The 18539-nt window shown below is 45.9% G+C and carries 15 protein-coding genes; 5 read left to right on the top strand and 10 right to left on the bottom strand.

From position 1 onward, the window contains the following. Nucleotides 1-2: 2 nt before the first annotated feature. From HRQ91_RS06575 to HRQ91_RS06600, 6 genes are all read right to left on the bottom strand, one after another. Nucleotides 3-968, bottom strand: a complete 966-nt coding sequence (locus HRQ91_RS06575; RefSeq protein ID WP_210118829.1) for a CdaR family protein — start codon at nt 966-968, stop codon at nt 3-5. Next, nucleotides 943-1761: a diadenylate cyclase CdaA gene (gene cdaA / locus HRQ91_RS06580; protein ID WP_210118480.1), complete on the bottom strand. Its 819-nt coding sequence runs from the start codon at nt 1759-1761 to the stop codon at nt 943-945. The genes HRQ91_RS06575 and cdaA overlap by 26 nt, the downstream gene beginning before the upstream one ends. Nucleotides 1762-1771: 10 nt before the next feature. After that, on the bottom strand, nt 1772-2602 hold the full coding sequence (gene folP / locus HRQ91_RS06585; RefSeq protein ID WP_210118830.1) for a dihydropteroate synthase: 831 nt from the start codon (nt 2600-2602) through the stop codon (nt 1772-1774). Continuing rightward, complete coding sequence (gene dxs / locus HRQ91_RS06590) at nt 2599-4509, bottom strand: 1-deoxy-D-xylulose-5-phosphate synthase (RefSeq protein ID WP_210120752.1); 1911 nt, start codon at nt 4507-4509, stop codon at nt 2599-2601. Before dxs ends, folP begins: the two co-directional genes overlap by 4 nt. 286 nt (nt 4510-4795) lie before the next feature. Beyond that, nucleotides 4796-5806 carry a tRNA (adenosine(37)-N6)-dimethylallyltransferase MiaA gene (gene miaA, locus HRQ91_RS06595; RefSeq protein WP_210118831.1) on the bottom strand — a complete coding sequence of 337 codons (1011 nt, stop codon included), beginning with the start codon at nt 5804-5806 and terminating at the stop codon, nt 4796-4798. Then, nucleotides 5790-5987, bottom strand: a complete 198-nt coding sequence (locus HRQ91_RS06600; protein ID WP_210118832.1) for a DNA-directed RNA polymerase subunit omega — start codon at nt 5985-5987, stop codon at nt 5790-5792. Before HRQ91_RS06600 ends, miaA begins: the two co-directional genes overlap by 17 nt. Nucleotides 5988-6147: 160 nt before the next feature. On the opposite strand from HRQ91_RS06600, the gene HRQ91_RS06605 reads away from it, so the two are divergent. The 5 genes from HRQ91_RS06605 to HRQ91_RS06625 all read left to right on the top strand — a co-directional run bounded on the left by HRQ91_RS06605 (nt 6148) and on the right by HRQ91_RS06625 (nt 14185). Beyond that, on the top strand, nt 6148-8403 hold the full coding sequence (locus tag HRQ91_RS06605) for an FAD-dependent oxidoreductase (RefSeq protein WP_210118833.1): 2256 nt from the start codon (nt 6148-6150) through the stop codon (nt 8401-8403). Nucleotides 8404-8759: 356 nt separating this feature from the next. Further along, nucleotides 8760-9611 carry a DNA repair protein RecO gene (recO, locus tag HRQ91_RS06610; protein WP_210118834.1) on the top strand — a complete coding sequence of 284 codons (852 nt, stop codon included), beginning with the start codon at nt 8760-8762 and terminating at the stop codon, nt 9609-9611. Continuing rightward, nucleotides 9608-10966 (top strand): thymidine phosphorylase, encoded by a 1359-nt coding sequence (locus HRQ91_RS06615; RefSeq protein WP_210118835.1) that lies wholly within the window; start codon nt 9608-9610, stop codon nt 10964-10966. Before recO ends, HRQ91_RS06615 begins: the two co-directional genes overlap by 4 nt. Continuing rightward, entirely contained in the window at nt 10966-13110 is a 2145-nt protein-coding gene (gene recJ / locus HRQ91_RS06620; RefSeq protein WP_210118836.1) for a single-stranded-DNA-specific exonuclease RecJ, read from the top strand. Before HRQ91_RS06615 ends, recJ begins: the two co-directional genes overlap by 1 nt. Before the next feature lie 61 nt (nt 13111-13171). Continuing rightward, the gene (locus tag HRQ91_RS06625) at nt 13172-14185 is read left to right on the top strand and encodes a M23 family metallopeptidase (RefSeq protein ID WP_246473175.1); all 1014 of its coding nucleotides are present in this window, start codon (nt 13172-13174) and stop codon (nt 14183-14185) included. A gap of 114 nt (nt 14186-14299) precedes the next feature. On the opposite strand, the gene HRQ91_RS06630 is transcribed toward HRQ91_RS06625, so the two are convergent. From HRQ91_RS06630 to HRQ91_RS06645, 4 genes are all read right to left on the bottom strand, one after another. Next, nucleotides 14300-14935: a hypothetical protein gene (locus tag HRQ91_RS06630; RefSeq protein WP_210118837.1), complete on the bottom strand. Its 636-nt coding sequence runs from the start codon at nt 14933-14935 to the stop codon at nt 14300-14302. Between the two features lies 1 nt (nt 14936). Then, nucleotides 14937-16892 (bottom strand): NAD-dependent DNA ligase LigA, encoded by a 1956-nt coding sequence (ligA, locus tag HRQ91_RS06635; RefSeq protein ID WP_210118838.1) that lies wholly within the window; start codon nt 16890-16892, stop codon nt 14937-14939. An 18-nt stretch (nt 16893-16910) separates the two neighbouring features. Beyond that, nucleotides 16911-17615 carry a tRNA (guanosine(46)-N7)-methyltransferase TrmB gene (trmB, locus tag HRQ91_RS06640; RefSeq protein WP_210118839.1) on the bottom strand — a complete coding sequence of 235 codons (705 nt, stop codon included), beginning with the start codon at nt 17613-17615 and terminating at the stop codon, nt 16911-16913. A 227-nt stretch (nt 17616-17842) separates the two neighbouring features. Continuing rightward, entirely contained in the window at nt 17843-18499 is a 657-nt protein-coding gene (locus HRQ91_RS06645; protein ID WP_210118840.1) for a hypothetical protein, read from the bottom strand. Nucleotides 18500-18539: the final 40 nt, after the last annotated feature.

The raw sequence follows: 18539 nt of genomic DNA on the forward strand, positions 1-18539 counted from the left end.
TGTTAATTTTCTGAATCGGCACGCGATGAAGCATTTACCACCGTTATCTTAACGCTCTCGGCGGAATTTTGCAAAAGCGTAACGTTTTCAGGAAGAATATAATTCAGACTGATTTCATATTCTCCAGGAGATTTTATGCTGCTGCAATCGGCTTGAACTACGAACGAATTTTCCGTAAGCTTTTCCACATGCAAAAGATCTCCCGACACGCTAAAAGAAACAGGATCGCCTCCGGAAGCGATTTTTAAATCCGGATTCAAATACACAAAAGAGACGGCTTTATCCTTGTATTCGGCCGTCGTCATTATAGGCTGTATCGTAACTGACACGACAACCTTTGCGTTATTTTCAACGGAAATAAGAGAATTAACTGTCGCTATGGAAACTTGTGAAGAAAAACTTTCCGTGCGGTCGGCCAAAGGAATTTTATCCGTAAAAAGTTTTGTCGTCTGCTCTACGGCGGAACGGGAACCGGTAACGCGCAGCGAACTCGGATTTACAGAATATGAAACTATCTCATAACCGTGAGGAATTTCTTCGGCAAAGGAAATTTGAACATCTTTATATTCCAGTATCTTATCTTCAATGCGCATGTGAATGACGTCCGGTACAACGCGGACTTCAAGCGGATCGATCAAAAGAATTTCCTTTGAAAGATTAAGAACTACGGGAATATCGTAATCGCCGGATTTGGTATATTGTTCCAGATTTACGACGGCTGAAATATCTTTAGCGGTAACGGACGCAATATCTTCGGCATTCGCACGAACGACTACGCGTACATGTTTTTGATACGAGCTTACGGGCATCATTTGCCCGTCGGAAACCACGTCAAGTTCTATTGGAAATGCTTTGCTGTCTAGGCGTGAAACATTAAAAAAGAAATACAGCAGCAGAGCGATCACAACACAAAAAACTTTTACAGGCCAGTTTTCAAAGAGCTTATCGATTATCGGTTGTATTTTCATCTATCGTATCCTCTATCGTATAATCTTCGGTTTTAAGTTCGAGAAGCGTCTCAAGTCTCTGCATAAGTTCGTCCGAATTAAGATCGTAATGAAGACGGGATTCATACGCCAAACTTATCGCGCCGGATTCTTCTGAAACAACCAGAACTACGGCGTCCGTGGCCTCTGAAATGCCTAACGCCGCGCGGTGCCGCGTTCCGAACGTTTTTTTAATGTCATATTGTTCGCTCAAAGGCAAAAAACATCCTGCGGCTATAACCTTGCCTCCCTGAATCACACACGCTCCGTCGTGCATTGTGGTGTTGAACGCAAATATCGTAAGAAGCAGACTTGACGAAAGGTCGGCGTTAAGTTTCGTTCCTGTTTCAATGATATCGTCAAGTTTTGTGCGCCTGGTAAACACGACGAGCATACCGCGCTTCAGTTTTGAAAGCTGATCGGCGGCTATGAGAACGGCATCCACATACGAATGTTTTGTGCGGTTACGGAATGCAAACCAGTTTACCTGCCCTATTTTAAGAAAGATTTTACGAAGCTCGGGCTGAAAGACAATGGCAAAACAGATCAGAATTCCTTGAGCAAGTATATTTAAAATCCATTGCAGCGTGGAGAGCTTAAAAAGCAAGGCCGCCGCATAAGCGAAGGCAATAATAACGGCGGAACGGATGATCTGAACGCTGTTAGTCTTACGCATAACGGCATAAGCCTTATACAAAAGGAAAGCGATGATCCCTATATCAAAAAACGGGCGAATAAAATCATACAACTTGGAAAGATCGTCAAATATATTCACTTTTTTTTCCCTATTCAAGAGTTTTCAGTATTTTCATTGAGTCGACCGCAGCGGCGACGTCGTGCACACGAATCATAAAAGCGCCTGCAAGCACGGCGATAACGTCGGCGGCAATCGTTCCGAAAAGGCGATCTTCTACGGATCTTCCCGTAATTTGACCTATACAGGTCTTTCGCGAAAGCGCCATAAGGACGGGATATCTGCCGTCGCAAAGTTTTCCGCAATTTTTTATGAGCGCAATGTTAGCTTCAAGATCCTTTCCGAAACCTATGCCGGGATCTATTATGATTTTTTTTGAAGATATTCCCGCCTGCATCGCATATTCGGCGCGCGAAGTCAAGTATGCGCTAACTTCGGCGGTAACGTCGTCATAGTGTATCGACCCTTTTTGCATTATAGCAGGATCGCCTTTTTTTTGCATCAGTATCAAAGGAATTTTAACGGAAGCGACAAAACCCGCCAGTTCTTCATCGTCTTCCAATGCGGAAACGTCGTTCAACATGTCCGCTCCGGCGGAAAACGCCGCCTTCATCACTTCGGACTTTCTCGTATCCACAGAAATAGGAATATCGGAAAAGCGCCTTATGTGTTCGATCAGCGGGACTATGCGTTTTATCTCTTCATCCGCGTCAACATATTCCGATCCCGGCCGCGTCGATTCTCCGCCTATGTCAAGTATGTCCGCGCCCTCGTCAATCAAGCTAAGAGCCCTGTCTATTCCTCCGCGGCTTCCTTCCCAAAAAGAATCGCTCGTAGCGTTTACAATTCCCATTACAAACGCGGCGTTTTCGGTACTTACGCTGCGGTCCGAGAGACAAAGTTTTTTTACATCATCCGTCATTTTTTACCTTCCAAAAGACAGTCAAGTGCCGCCGCCGCTATATCTTCGGGCGACATACCCGAATCGCTGCAAATTTCAGAACGCGTTCCCTGCGACAAAAAGCAATCAGGAAAGGCCTTTATCTTGACCGTCTTCATTCCCTGTTTTAAAAGGAAATTTTCAACGTATTCGCCGACGCCGCCTGTTTTTACCCCGTCTTCCGCAATAACCGCGGCTCCATAGTTTTTACAAACTCTCCAAATGTCGTAGGTGTCGATCGGCTTTATAAAGCGAAGCACATATATGTCAGTTACGACGTCTTTCATCAAAAGCAAACGGGCGGCCGAAAGAGTTTCGGAATAAAATCCTCCGGTACATATTAAAAGGACTTTTTTTTCAACCTTCGCGTTTTCAGCCGGCGCAAGAGTCGGAGCGAAACTTGTGCACGGAATAAAAATTCCCTTGCCTTCTTCTATCGGGTTGGAAAATTCATCCGTGTCGGACGGACAAGAAAGTTTAGGGTAACGGATGACTACAGGAGTTTTAGCCTTGTCGACGGCCCATGTAAGGCACAGTTCAAGGTCGAAAGCTCCGGCGGGCGTCATAATCGAAATATTCGGGATCGGGCGTAACAAGGCCAAATCAAAAAGCCCCTGATGCGTTTCACCGTCGTCCGGAACGACGCCCGCCCTGTCAAACACAAATATCATATGCAGTTTTTGCAATGCCGCGTCATGAATAATCTGATCGACGGAACGCTGTATGAATGTAGAGTAAATGCATATGACGGGTATCATTCCGCCCGCTGCAAGCCCCGCGCCGAACGTCACCGCATGCTGTTCGGCAATTCCCACATCAAAAAAACGGTTTTTAAAATTGCGCGCAAAGGTTTCAAGCCCTGTTCCCTTTGTCATAGCCGCGGTAACGGCGGCGATATTCGGATGCGTTTCGGCAAGGTTTACTATCGCGGTGCCGAAAGCTTCGGTAAAACTTGTAGTGTCGATTTTTTCAACTTTTCCCTCGTCAAGGCACAACGGACCTATCCCATGAAAACGCGCAGGATCGTTTTCTGCAGGACTGAAGCCCTTACCCTTTTTTGTCACTACGTGAATTACGACCGGACGCGGAAGTTTTTTAACATGGTCGAAAACTTTTTCAAGTTCGTTTATGTCATGCCCGTTTAAAGGGCCGACGTATTCAAAACCTAGGTCTACAAAAAGGTTGTTCATTAAAAACATACCTTTTATTCCGCGTTTAAGGCGGAAGATCATTCTGCTCAAGTATTTGTTAAAATAAGGAATTTTATCTACAATGTGATCGACCGTATGCCTGAAATTTTGATAAGACGAAGTTACTGTAAGACGGCTGAGATAGCGCGACAGGGAACCCGTGTTCGGGTTTATAGACATCTGGTTGTCATTAAGGATGACGATAAGATTCTTTGATATGAGTCCGGCGTGAGAAAGCGCTTCAAACGCCATGCCGCCCGTCAAAGCCCCGTCGCCTATGACGGCAACCACCTTTCCGTCGCGCCCTTCATGCTGCCATGCCGTAAGAAGTCCGAGCGCGCATGAGATGGACGTGGAAGCGTGACCGCTATCAAAAAAATCATGCGGACTTTCTTTTTTCTTTGTAAAACCCGAAAGACCTCCATGACGGCGCAGCGTATGAAACTGCTCATAGCGGCCGGTGAGTAATTTGTGCGCATAACACTGATGGCTTACATCCCATACGATGGCATCGGACGGACTTTTAAAAGAACGATGAAGGGCTATCGTCAGTTCAACAACACCTAAATTGCTCGCAAGATGGCCTCCGTTATTGCCCACAACGTCAATGATCGCTTTGCGTATTTCGGAAGCTAGAATCGGAAGTTCTTTTTTAGAAAGATGTTTAACGTCATCCGGCGAATGTATACTGGAAAGTATCGTACTGTTACTCCTATAAAAACAACGGGATCGGGAACCTCACTCTGAAAAACTTTGCTTCGAAGTTTCCGGCTTTTAAAAAAAAGACCGCGTTAGTTTTTCAACTTCGCGGTCTTTCGTAAAACGGCAGTTTACACTACTTGTTCTTATGCCGATTTTTTCTAAGCATCTTCTTTCGCTTATGTGTCGCCATCTTTTGGCGCTTCCTCTTCTTCCCACAGGGCACAATGGAACTCCTTCGTTCTTTGATAAACTTTATTTATTATGCAAATTTTACGTTCTTACGTCAAGTATGCGTTTTCATAAAATCTTCCATTTTTTGCAAAACGGAAACGGAAATTTCAGATCCTTCGGTAAGAGGACAAAATACGGCTCCGGGAATGTTTTTCATCATGGTATACTGTTTTTTTGCATAATGGCGGCTGTTCAGTTTTATCAGTTGTTTGATGCTTTCCAATCTTTTAAGCGTTTCATCCGAAGGATCGGATAAGTTTGGCACGCCTTCGGGAAATTCGCGGATGAGTTCCCTGTAGCCTATCGCCGCCATTCCGGGATCGTCTTCAGTATAACCTTTGTCTACAAGAGCGTTAAATTCACGGACGAGCCCCTGTTCAAACATTTCATCAACGCGTTTGTCGATCCGCTCATATAATTCGCGCCGGCTCCGTCCGAGTATTATGATACAAAAGTCAAAGCCGGCTCTCAATTCATCGGACACGGCAAAGGATGAAAGAGGTTTCCCCGTACACAAAAAAACCTCCAGAGCTCTTTCGATGCGGTAAGCGTCATTTTTATGTATCTTTGCGGCCGTAATAGGATCGCAGGTTTCAAGTTCCCTATAAAGAGAGGCAAGACCTTCTTTTAGCGCTCTTTCACGGAGCATTTTTTTGACACAGGGATTTCCTTCGGGAGTTGCAGGAAGCCCGAATAAAAAACTCTTTATATAAAAGCCGCTTCCTCCTGCGACAACGGGAATTTTCGATCGTCTATAAATATCTCGGCAGCAAAGATCGGCGGCTTTTACGAATTCGGAAGCGGAAAATTGCTCCGAAGGCGGACAAATATCTATCAAGTGATGCAGAAGTTCTTTTTGCAAAGCCTTGTCGGGTTTTGCAGTGCCTATGTCCATTCCCTTATAAACTTGCATGGAATCGGCGCTTACGACTTCGCATCTTCCTTTAAAAAAATAAGGACTGCCTACGGCGAATAATGAACGCAGCAAGGCAGTCTTTCCGGCCCCCGTAGGACCGAATATTACAAGAACGGGAATACAGATATTATCAGTACTGCTGGTCAATTCTATAGCTGACCTTTTTTGAAAACAGCTGCTGAGCCGCTAAAGAAACAACCTTACCGTCATTTTCTTCTATCAGAGGATCTTTTATGCGGAGCATCTGATATGCGCGGCGGTTCGTAGCAACTGTCATTTCATATATATTTCCGCTGAATTTTACAAGTTCTTTTAAAGGAAAAAGCATAAAGCACCTCCAGCCTGTATCAATATACAAAATCGCAAAGGACATGTCAAACGAGTGGCGAAAATATTCTGGACAAAAATATTCGAAAGACATACAATATTTGTGCATGGAAATGCGCTTCGACGCATGATTTTGGCAGAGGTATTATTAGGAGGCATATATGAAATTATCGGACAATCGCGTTTTGTCGAAAATTGCGGTTTTATCTGTGTGCTCAGCCATGATGCTCTCATTGGCTGTGGGCTGCAGCAGCGGCTCGAAAGTTAAATGGGATTATCAGGCAGACGTCGTCATCGTCGGTGCCGGCGGCGCGGGTTTGCCCGCCGGTCTCAAAGCTATCGAAGACGGCGCATCGGTTTTGTTTGTAGAAACAAACTGGGATGTCGGCGGGCACGCGGCGGTCAGCGAAGGTCAGCTTCACTCCGGCGCCAGCACGGTTTCGCAAAAGGAATGGGGTATCGAAGATTCGGCCGACCTGTATTACTACGATCATACCAGAGGCCAAGCGGTAGATTCGCGCTATAACGAAACGTCTCAAGTACGCTCCGTCGCGAACAGCATGGCAAAAGCTTACGACTTTATCTTAAAGAACGGCGTTAAAATTTTGGAAATCGAACCGATGGTTCGCAACTACTACCGCGACGGCGGATCGGATCCGGACAGCGTCGGACGCATGACGTACTCCGACAGCGGCGAATGGAAAAACGAATACACAGGCACGACGGCCGCAGGCGTTGCGGTTACCCGCCCGCTTGAAAAATCCGTCCGCGAAAAGGGCGCAAAATTCCTTTTGAACTATCACATGGACAAAATCTACCGTGAAAACGGTCAGTCGGGAAAAGTGCTCGGCGTGCAGGCGCACTATACGCCCCACGTACTTCCGGGCGAAAACACACCGCTTAAGAGTCTTATGTCCGACGGCAATATCGACAGCACCAAAGAAACGCTGAACATCAAAGCCAACAAAGCCGTTATCATAGCGACCGGCGGTTCGACCGGCAACGTGCAGTTCCGCACGATGTTCGATCCGCGCCTCGGCCCCGAATACGACGGCTTGGGCGGTATGCCCTTCTCCGATCAGGATGCATCGGGTGAAATCGCCGCAATGGAAATCGGCGCGGCTCTTATGTCGCTTTCGTCCTATCAGATGTCCGAAGGCGGCGCGCAGATGAAAGCGCCGAACCGCATCGGCTGTCAGTACGGCTACGGCCGCGGCTTTATGAAAGACAGCAAACTCTGGAAACTCTCGAGAGCTACCGGCATTGAAATGGATCTCAACAGCATGATTGTGGTCAACATGCTCGGTCAGCGCTTTGCCAACGAAGACGATTACCGCGGCGTATTCCCTGGTCCAGAATATCAGCGCTTTTTGAACAGCGCCGCAACGAGCGTGTTTATCGACGCGGACGGTGACGGAAACGCCGAATGCTACGGCGGCCCGGTATGGGCGATCGTCGACGACGCAGCTGCAAAACGCAACGACTGGGTTATGGAACAGGGCGTTCTCGATTTTGAAGGCGGCTATGCGTTCAAAGCGGACACGATTGAAGAACTCGCACAAAAAGTCGTCAACAAATACTACGAAAACATCAAAATGGATCCCAAAATCCTCGCCGACACGGTCAGCCGCTACAATTCGTTTGTCGCGGCGGGCAAAGACAGCGATTGGGGAAAAACCACGCTTCAAAACCAAATCAAAACAGGTCCGTTCTACGCGCTGTGGGCGGTGTCGAACATTCACGATACGCTCGCCGGTTTGCGCGTCGACGACAAAATGCAGGTTGTCGACTTGCACGGAAAACTCATTCCGAACCTCTTCTGTGCGGGCGAATCCGCCGGCGGTATGAGAGTGCACGGACTTGGCCGCGTCATCACGGCAGGTTATATCGCAGGACGTTCGGCCGCGTCCGTAGATAAAGACGGATTTGCAACGGCAAGCACGGCGCTCGATCCCGCATTTGCCGGAGCCGAAACGAACTACAAGACAAAGACCGACAAAGCTTCGTACTTTGCGCTCCGCGGTTCAACGCGTGCAACGAAAACGCATTCCGAAAAAGAAGCCGAATTGGCGGCAATCGCAGCCGGTCAAAAAACGACCGCCGCATCCGGTTCCATCTTCAACTATACGAGTATGTCGGGAGCCGCGAACAACACCTTTACGGGCGCATCCGACAAGGGTATGGGCGGAACCGTTCGCGTACAGATTACCGTTAAAGGCGGCAAGATGACGGACATCAAAGTGATCAAACACTCCGAAACCCCCGGCATCGGCCCCGAAGCGATCGCGAAGCTGACCGAGCAGGCGCTGCAGAAACAGAGTGCAGAGCTCGACACGGTTTCCGGCGCAACCATGACGTCTACGGCGTTCAAAGAAGCGCTCGCAACGGCTATGAAAAAAGCCGGTTTAGCAAAATAAGGAAACGGGCATCTCGAAAAACCGACCTTGAGCAACTTTTTCGAGATGCCGACGAGTTGTAACTCGCTGTATCGTCGCGAGTTACAACATCGCATTTTTAAAGTTTGCTTTGCCGCTGCTTCGGCGGCGGTAAAGCGGTGTACGGCGGTTTTTATTACATACCGGCGTTGAAAATACCCCAAACGGACATTCATACAAAGATTGACAGTGATAATTTCGGTTGTATCATGAATTTTCAGATAGCGACAATAAAAAATTCCGTGTTGCTGCTAAGACGAATAAAGCTCAAATCGATAGCAACGAAAAAACGAAAATTCCCTCCTTTGCATAAGATAATATTTATTATATAATAAAATATGCTCCGGAATTCGATCACAGATGCGGTCGTACTTTTTGTATCGCCTTCAGGAGAGAACAACAGAAGCGTCTGCGTCTTTTCCATGGAACTCGGCATAATATATGCGATCTTGTACGGAGGTCCTAAAAGCAAGCTTAAGGGTCTTGTTTCTCCTTTTAACAGGGGAAAGATGTATTTGTATCGCGATACGGTAAAAAATTCGATAAAAATCACCGATTTTGACGTGACAAATTTTCATCAGACGTTTAGAGAAAGTCTATTTAAATCATGGGCGGCGTCTCTTGCGTCTGAAATAGTCATAAAGACAAAATGCGGAGGTTCCCCCGCCGAGTGCTGGAAAATATTCAACGGTTTTTTGGACGGGATCGAATTATCCGATGAAGATAACGGAAGACTGGGCCTTATAAGATTTTTGTGGAGATATCTTGAACTTTTGGGGATAAGACCGGACACTTCTTTTTGCGCCCGATGCGGCAAGGCTTTTTTTTCTGAGCGCGAAACTTCTGCCGCAGAACACGGTAAAAGCAATTCGGCGGAGTACGGCAGCAGCCGGGTGGAATACAGCCGGACGGAACCGGCGGAGCTAATACAAACCGCAGCGATATATATGCCTTCGGAAAACGGCTTTTTATGCACGTCATGTTCCGCGCCCGACAAGGGAGGTTTTCGTCTTTGCAAACAGGCGCTGCATTATCTTACGGCGGTATCGGAGCTTGAACCTAAGGAAGTAAGATCTCTGCGATGCACGGCTAAGGCCGTAAATGAAATGCGCGATCTTACCTTTTATATGATAGAAGCGGCGGCGGGACTTAGGCTTAAGTCCATAGAATCGGGATTGGGGATACTATGAGAGTTACGGACATTATCATGAAAAAACGCGGAACCTTCGTGCGAGGCTCCGACGGGACGCAAAAAACTGCTGGAAATACTCAGCTTACAAAAGAAGAAATAAAATTTCTTATCGACGGTTATGTAAGCTCCAAAATTCCCGAATATCAGATCGCCTCGTGGCTTATGGCGGTTTATTTTAACGGAATGACTTTCGAAGAAACAGGAGCTTTAACCGAATGTATGCTTCATTCAGGAGAAGTTATAGATTTACACGACCGGGAAGTTAAGGGTCTTACAGGTCCCTTTGTCGACAAGCACTCTACCGGCGGCGTAGGAGATAAAATTTCACTTCCTCTCGCCCCGATCGCAGCCTGCTGCGGTGTTCAAATTCCGATGATGAGCGGAAGAGCTCTTGGACACACGGGCGGAACGCTTGACAAGCTCGAATCCATCACAGGCTATACGACTTCCCTTTCGCCAAAAAAATTCAAAGAACTGATCGCCAAAACGGGTTTTGCCATGACAGGGCAAAACGAACGTATAGTTCCGGCCGATAAGCTCTTATATGCGCTTCGCGACGTAACCGCGACCGTAGAATCCGTTCCCCTTATCACATCGAGCATTCTGTCAAAAAAAGTTGCGGAAGGATCCGACGCTCTCGTCTTCGACGTAAAATACGGTTCCGGAGCGTTCATGAAGTCCGTCGCCGATGCGGAACTTCTTGCCTCGTATCTGGTAAAAACGGCGCAGGCGATGGGTAAAAAGGCTGCGGCTTTTATGACAAACATGAATACTCCGCTCGGAAACAAAATCGGAAATTTCCTTGAAATAGAAGAAACTCTTGACTGCCTTAACGGGTTCGGGCCTGAAGACGTAATGGAACTTACATATGCGTTCGCTTCCGAAATGGTTTTATTTGCCGAAAAGGCGAAAACAAAAAAAGAAGCTCTTGAAATGTGCAAAGACGCGGTAGCGTCAGGCAAGGCTCTTAAAAAATTCCTTGAAAACATAGAAGACCAGGGCGGAGACGTTTCCCGCCTTCTTGAGGACAACGGTAAGCGGCGTTCCGTTCATCGTGCCGAATTTAAGGCGCAAAAAGACGGCTATTTGAAAATCGACGCATATATGACGGGACTCGCAGGCGTGTATCTCGGCGTGGGACGAAATAAAACCACAGATAAGGTATGTGCCGAAGCGGGAATCATTCTTCACAAACGCGAATGCGATCATGTAAAAAAAGGCGAAACAATTATGAGCGTTTACGGCAAAGACGAGCAATGCCTTTCTCCCGCTATGGAGCTTATCGAAAAATCCGTTTCTTATTCCGAAAAAAAAGTTGAAAAAGCAAAACTGATATACAAGGAAATTCGCTAGTGGCACTCTGGAATAAAAAACCCGTTTCAAAAGAAGTTATAAAAGACCTATGTTCCCGATTTAGAATAGATCCGGTGAGCGCTTCGATATTTGCACGGCGCGGTATTACGGAAGGAAAAGACATAATGTATTTCCTTGAAAACGATCTGCGCTTTCAGCACAGCCCGTTCATGTTTAAAGACATGGAAGACGCCGTGGACAGAATCCTCGCCGCAAAAGAAGAAGGCGAAAAAGTTCTGATCTTCGGAGACAGAGACGTAGACGGAATTTCAAGCACCACTATTCTGTACGAATGCCTTAAAGAGATGGAAATGGACGTTCAATGGAGCATTCCTACGGGTGACGAGGCATACAGTCTGAGCAATCAAGTGATCGACGCATTCGCAGCCAAGAACGGAACATTGATCATAACCGTCGATTGCGGAATCACATCGCAAGAAGAAGTCGCCTATGCAGCAGAAAAATATATCGACGTGATCATAACCGATCATCACAATCCCGGAGAAAATCTGCCCGAAGCCATAATTCTTGATCCTAAAATAAAAGATTCGGGTTATCCGTTCCGCGACATTTCCGGCGCGGCAGTGGCTTACAAGCTGACGCAAGCGCTGCGCTTTACAAAAAGCGAACTATATAAAGAAGACATATGTCTGATGAACGTTCTGCCCGTAAACGAAGCCTACACGATAGAATGTATAAAACTCAGGAATCTTGCCGTAAAAGACAGATTGTTTGAAACGATAATTCCCGGAACCGTAGATATTTCCCGCACAAAATTGCTTCCCTTTTTAAACGGCCAGCAGATTTTCGTATGGGATGAAAGAGTCGTAAAAAAACAGCTTTCTAGAATTTTCGGGAACGGAATAGAATTCAACCTTATGGATCTTCAGCAAGAAATTTCCAATCTCATCCCCTCTGTGTCGGGCAAAAGCCTTTTAGCTCTGAAGGATCTGTCAAAAATAGCATTCTATTCGGAACAGCCTTCGACGGAGATCGAAGGGTTTTACAACCTGTTCGTGAGCTTTGTCCAGAAGAAAAACGCAAAAATTTTTCCGGAAGACGTCAAAGCCGAACAGAAAGATCTTCAGCTGGTTATGCTTGCGGCGCTCGCAGACATTATGCCTCTTAAAAACGAAAACCGTATCTTCATAAAAAAAGGCCTTTCCGCCATAAACGAGGGGCAAACCCGCCCCGGGCTGAACGAACTGCTTGCTCTTTTAAATATGACGGGTAAAAAACTCACGGCAACGGATATTTCTTGGAATGTGACGCCCGTTCTTAACGCAGCGGGAAGGCTCGGACAGCCCGCTTTAGCCATAAAGCTTTTTTTAGCCGAAACCGTAAAAGAGAGGTCGGTAATCGCAGAAAAGATCATCGCTTTAAACAACGAACGAAAGAGGATTATGGCGGAAGTCATGTTGTTTGCGGAAAAAGCGGCGCGGGACAGCCTTTCAAAATATGACAACAAACTCTGTATAGTGATCGACGAAAGGATTCCGAGAGGAGTTACGGGTCTCGTGGCGCAGCGTCTGGCAAAGGAATTGGACGTTCCGGCCTTTACGGTCGCTTTTTTGGAAACGGGTACCTGCGTAGGTTCCGTGAGGAGCGCAAGAGGATTTAACGCTCCTGTGTTTTTAAGCCAATTCGACGATTTTTTTCTTGACTACGGCGGCCACGACGCTTCAGCGGGGTTTAACTTTGAAAGATCCAAACTTGAAGAGTTTTTACAAAAACTTGAAAGACTGTCGCAGACAATAGAACTTGAAAAAGAAAACTCAAAGGTCTTTGAAGTCGACGCGGAACTTCCGGCACAGTACATGACTGCGGACGTAATGAATATCGTCGATAACTTTGAACCGTTCGGAATGGAAAACGAACCGCTTTTGTTTATGTCCAAGGATCTCAAAATCGCCGACGTTCAGATCATGGGAAAGACCGAAAAGCAGCACTTAAAAATCACTTTCGACTGCGGGAAAAACAAGTGGCCGGCAATGTTTTGGGGAGAAGCGCAAAGGTACCACAGAGATTTTGAAAAAGAAGACCGCCTTGACGTGCTTTTTCACATCACAAGGAATTTATTTAACGGAATGGAAACCCCGCAGCTTATCTTGGAAGATTTAAAAAATTCGGTTTCAAAAGCATAGCCCGTACACAAGCGCCGCACTGCGCGCCGTACGTGCTTTGATACAAAAGGCGGAGGAAAAAATGAAAACGACTAAGATCTTATTTACATTTTTACTGATTCTTGTATTTTCGATAAAAAATGCGGCGGCCGAAAGCATTACGACTAGCAACGACGTAGCGCGCAAGGCGATATATGAAGGAGAAAACTACGGCATAAACCTGTCGTACACGGATAAGGTAAAACCGGGAGACGCCGTTTTTATCCGCATGAAATTTACAGCCGCAAAAGGAATTAAAAAATCGAAGGACGGAAGATCAAAGGCAAAAGCGGCTTTATCGGGCAAAAAAAGATCCGTACAGGCGGATTTTTTCAATATAGCTCCCTCAAAAAAAAGCGCCGCCAGCGCGGAATTTTTTGTAGGACTTCCGCTTTCATCAAAGGCGGAAGCGGGAGAATACACGCTTACCGTAACTTATTCTCCGTTCGGCATGGAAATACAGGAGTTTTCCCTGCCGGTAACGGTGGAACCAAAAAAATTTACGGAAGAAGCGATTCCTCTGTCGGGAAAAAACACACAGCTTAGGCAGAACACTTCGCCTGAGAGAATGGAACAGATAGCAAAACTCAATAAGATCTTCGATACTATTGACGAAAATTCCGTATACTCCCTTGAAAAATTTATTTTGCCTGTAAGTTCCGAGCGAAGGACGGCAGGCTTCGCCGACAGGCGCATTTATGAGTATTCTACCGGTAAGACGTCAGAAACGCTTCATAACGGGATAGACTTCGGCGTGCGCGAGGGGACGGAAGTTCTGGCCTGTGCGGAAGGGAAAATAGTCCTTGCGGAGAACAGGATAACCACAGGATTCAGCGTAGTAATAGAGCATCTTCCAGGTCTTTACAGCGTATACTATCACTTAAGCGCTTTAAACGTAAAAGAAAATCAAATCGTAAAAAAAGGCGAAAGAATCGGCCTTTCAGGGGCTACGGGAATGGTCACAGGGCCTCATCTGCACTGGGAAATAAGGCTTAATTCCATAGCGGTTAATCCCGATATTTTTTTGCAGAATTTTTCCTTAGAGGGGAAAAATTAAAAGGTCGAATCTAGAGTTTTGAAAACAAGATGCTCAAGGCAAGGTTCAGGTCGCGTGCCGCTTCGAGCGTTATGCTTACAGAATTCAGTTTACATACTAAAACATGAAATCCTTTTAATCTTTTGACATAAAAAGAGCTCCGGTAAAATCGGTGTAAATCGTGTAGTTTGCGCCGTTTTCACATTCGGCAAGATTTATTTCCTTTTGAACGGAATGTTTTGAAGACGGACGAAAGCGGCTTATCGCCGCGTAAGCAAAAAGATGCATCAGACTTCTTTGAAGTTTTTCAGGATTCCGGCTTCCGAACAACAGACAAAGTCCGTTCTCGTTGTAATACGGAGAAAGTTTTGTTCCTTTCCGTCCTATGTTAAAAACGTCTTCGGAAGGATTATCATGCCCTGAAACGCAAAACGGAAACCAAACGGTTTTTTCGCTAAAAGAAGCTCCCAAAAACAATATAGAAAGCGAAGTTCCCTTCCATGAACGTTCTATCACTGCAAACTCCGTGCTGTCCGAATCAAGAAGGCTTATGCGGGCGCTCACGGTATATCTGTCCTGCTCGTAACTCGAACCGTACACCATGACGCGTACCAAGGGGTAATTATTGATGCCGGGGATGTTCTTTGCCGAAACAAAGCAAAACATAAACTGAATAAAGAAGAATAAGGCGGTAATAGCGAAGATCGCTGTAAGAGAAGCGGCAAGACTGCCGATCAATTTTTCGGCACGTAAGTTTTTACCGGTTTTCATTCTATCTTCTTACGATCTCAAAAAACTCTTTTTCAGAAATCACGGGAATTCCCAAAGAAGCGGCCTTTATGTTTTTGGAAGAACCGCTTGACGTATCGTTTGTGACCAAATACGATAAGTCCTTTGTAACCGACGATTTTATCGAACCGCCCGCCTGTTTTACAAGATTTTGCGCGTCGGCTCTTTTTATAGTGACAAGTTCGCCCGTAAAACAAAAAGATTTTCCGGCAAGCTTTCCGCCTGAAGGCAGAACGAGTTCAATCGTTTTGGAATTTACCAAAAAAAGCATTTCTTCTTTATTTTCCGCAAGTCCTTTTGCGGCCGTACGTGCCATGATGTCCGCAAATCCGTACACCTCCGCCATTTGCTCCTGCGTAGCGTCAAGCATTTTTTCAAGAGTGTTTATGCCCGCCGAAACAAGTTTTTCGGCGTTCGCCTCGCCTATTCCTTCTATGTCAAATCCCGCTATAAACTGAGGAAGCGTAAGCGTTTTATGCGAATTTATAGACCGCCAGACCTTTTGCGCTCCGAGCGACGTTTTATTTGAAGCTATGCTCTCCTCGTTTAGAAAAAACGGCGTAAGAATTTCAGGCGTAAGTTTATATATGTCGCTTATGGAACCTACTATTCCTTTGTCAAATAAGGCGGAGATAAGAGTTTCACCCAAATCCCGAATGTCCGCGACGCTTATCCATTTCATAAGACGATGCAATACCCGCTTGGGGCAATCCTTGTTCGGGCAGTAAAGCCGGCTTCCTTCATCGACAAGAGAGGTTCGGCAGGAAGAGCACATTTTAGGGTATTCGATCGGGGAAAGCGGATCTTTACCGGAAAAGGCGGTTTCTATCTTCGGAATTATTTCACCCCGCTTGACTACGGTAACATGGCTTCCTATAAAAATATTCAGAGCGCGAATCGTATCAGGGTTTGAAAGGCTCGCTCTTTGCACGGTGGTCCCTGCGATTTCCACAGGATCAAAAACAGCTACAGGCGTATATGTCGCGCCGGATTCGCTCCATTCGACGGCACGGAGGACGCTCACGGCTTCTTCAAGGCTGAATTTAAAAGCGATCTGTCTGTCTGGACGGGCGCGGCCGGCGTCTTCAAGGTTTATAACATTATCCTTTATTACAAGACCGTCTATATCGTATTCCAAGTTTTTCCGCATTTCCATAACCTGCGAACGGTAGGCTATAACTTCTTCAGGGCTGCGGCATATTTTAAGAGGAACTACGTTAAATCCGCACAGGGTAAGCCATGCGATTTTTCCCTTTTCATCGAAAAACGGCTCGTAAGTTCCCGTTGCAAACGCATCGTAGGTTATGAGTTTAAGGTTTTCGCTTCCTGCGCCGTCTTTCCGCCGCATGAGTCCGTTTGCCGCATTGCGGCAGTTTGCCTTATCGGAGAAAAACGTTTTATGAATCTCATGAGTCATTATGACTTCTCCCCGGACTCCTCCTGTAAAAGGAATCGGATTCTCATCCTTATCCCGAAGCAGGGCTTTTACCCCCTGCATCTTACGGGCGTTCGCGCTTATGTCGTCTCCTACGACGCCGTCTCCCCGCGTAACCGCACGGATCAAAACGCCGTTTTCATATTGGAGCTCAAGAGAAGCTCCGTCCAGCTTATATTCCACAAGGTACTCAGGATAGACATGCTTTTCGGCCCATAGAAGAAACTGTTCAGGATCCGCAGCTTTTTCCTGGCTCCCCATAGGCATTATGTGACGCGCCTTAGCAAAGTCACCCGAATCCTGCCCGACTTTTGTGAGAATCGGATTTTTAGGGTCTAAAATTTTAAGTTCGTCCCACAGACGGTCAAATTCGGCGTCTGAAATTTCTCCTTCGCCGTTGTAATATGATCTTTGGTATTTTTTTATTAGTGAGGAAAGTTCCTTTATACGCATAAATTTTTTGCTTGCATTTTGGGCATCTTCAATATCAAATAAATCGGCCATCTGTATTGCTCCGTCTTTTTAGCGTTTTACGAAATACAATTCGGATATAATTCGCTCGGCTTTTATTCCCTTGTTTTCAAACTTGGTTTTAGGCCTCCATGGCTGCATTTCGGCAAAGCCGTCATACTTGTTTTTTAAAAGAGGCGTCTCGTTGAGTTCCTTTAAAGCAAATTCCGCGTATTCAAGCCAGTCGGTAACCATGTACACGTAGCCTCCTTCGATAAGCTTTTTCACAAAAAGTTCCGTATACGGCCGTTTTACAAGACGGCGCTTATGATGCTTTTTTTTAGGCCACGGATCAGGAAAAAAAATGTGAAAGGCCGCGACGCTTGCGTCGGTTATCATGTTTTCAACGACATCAAGCGCGTCATATTGAATTATATAAAGGTTATGAAGATCTCTTCGCCTTATCTCGCCCAGAAGGCTGCCTACGCCCGGAATATGCACTTCTATTCCTATGTAATTTATTTCAGGGTTCGCTTGAGCTATTTCCGCAGTAGCAGTGCCCATGCCGAATCCTATTTCAACTACGACAGGGTTTGTATTCCCGAAAATTTCAACAAAATTAAGTTTTTTATTGTCAAACGGGATACACCACACCCTGGAAAGCTCTTTATAGTCACGTTTTTGCGCAAAGGTCATCCGTCCCTTACGCAGCACATAGGTGCGTATCGCTCTATGTAAAGGCGTTTCACAAGGAATTTCAGGCTCGGCATCATCCATATCAGTTTCCTTATAATTGCACGAGGGAGAAAATTTCAATTTTCGACCGAGTGCAATTCGTGCGCTCTTTGCGCACATATAATTTGCGATGTTTGCCACAGGGCAAACTCGCCGTTTAACGAGACCGCGATATTTCAGCGGTCGAAATTAAACATTTCCTTATAATTGCACGAGGGAGAAAATTTCAATTTTCGACCGAGTGCAATTAGTGCGCTCTTTGCGCACAGTTATTTATAAACAGGCGGCATAATACATAAAACGCTCTCGTCGACCGTCGTCCAACAAGTCCTTATCATAACGGTTTCATCCGCCGGAGCGACTTGAGCGGCAATATCCGTAAACGCTGTCACTTCTGCCGCCGTCTGACCTGCGGTTTTATCAGCCTCATAATACAATAAAGCGCCGTCTTCAGCATATAAGGCGTTATATTTTTTTGCACCCTGTCCCAAAGCGTCCGGAAAATCTCCGGGACGTTTTTCATATATCAAATCATCGTATGAAATATTAAAAGAAATATCTTTTCCGTTTCCGGCATAGTCGTATACGGTCAGCATATATTCTCCCTTCGGCAGCGGCATACCGTTTTCAGGTGAAATCCATGCGTATCCTACTGTCCGCAAATCCGAATTTTCATAAGTGTCCGGTGTAAAGATTAACCATTGGTACAATGTTTCCATATGAACGAGCTTTATGCGATCCACACGGCGAATATCCGACCCCATATTCGCACACAGCGAAAGTCTCATGATCGGCTTTGAATTTTCAGTTTCATAGTCGAAAATGACGACCGTATCGACAGTGTCAATCTGCAAAATTTCGTTAGAACATCCTGCAAGGATCAAAGAGACAATAAAAAAAAGAACGTTTTTTTTCGATTTTAACACAGACCTTTTACATCCCGAAATTGAACCTATCGCATATAAA

Origin of the sequence: Treponema parvum (assembly GCF_017893965.1) — a bacterium.
In the GTDB taxonomy this organism is placed as follows: domain Bacteria; phylum Spirochaetota; class Spirochaetia; order Treponematales; family Treponemataceae; genus Treponema_D; species Treponema_D parvum.

Coding starts and splice junctions, on each gene's coding strand:
- HRQ91_RS06575 (WP_210118829.1), bottom strand. CDS start 968: ATGAAAATACAACCGATAATCGATAAGCTCTTTGAAAACTGGCCTGTA.
- folP (WP_210118830.1), bottom strand. CDS start 2,602: ATGACGGATGATGTAAAAAAACTTTGTCTCTCGGACCGCAGCGTAAGT.
- HRQ91_RS06600 (WP_210118832.1), bottom strand. CDS start 5,987: ATGCTTTTTCCTTTAAAAGAACTTGTAAAATTCAGCGGAAATATATAT.
- HRQ91_RS06605 (WP_210118833.1), top strand. CDS start 6,148: ATGAAATTATCGGACAATCGCGTTTTGTCGAAAATTGCGGTTTTATCT.
- recO (WP_210118834.1), top strand. CDS start 8,760: ATGCTCCGGAATTCGATCACAGATGCGGTCGTACTTTTTGTATCGCCT.
- HRQ91_RS06615 (WP_210118835.1), top strand. CDS start 9,608: ATGAGAGTTACGGACATTATCATGAAAAAACGCGGAACCTTCGTGCGA.
- HRQ91_RS06625 (WP_246473175.1), top strand. CDS start 13,172: ATGAAAACGACTAAGATCTTATTTACATTTTTACTGATTCTTGTATTT.
- HRQ91_RS06630 (WP_210118837.1), bottom strand. CDS start 14,935: ATGAAAACCGGTAAAAACTTACGTGCCGAAAAATTGATCGGCAGTCTT.
- ligA (WP_210118838.1), bottom strand. CDS start 16,892: ATGGCCGATTTATTTGATATTGAAGATGCCCAAAATGCAAGCAAAAAA.
- trmB (WP_210118839.1), bottom strand. CDS start 17,615: ATGGATGATGCCGAGCCTGAAATTCCTTGTGAAACGCCTTTACATAGA.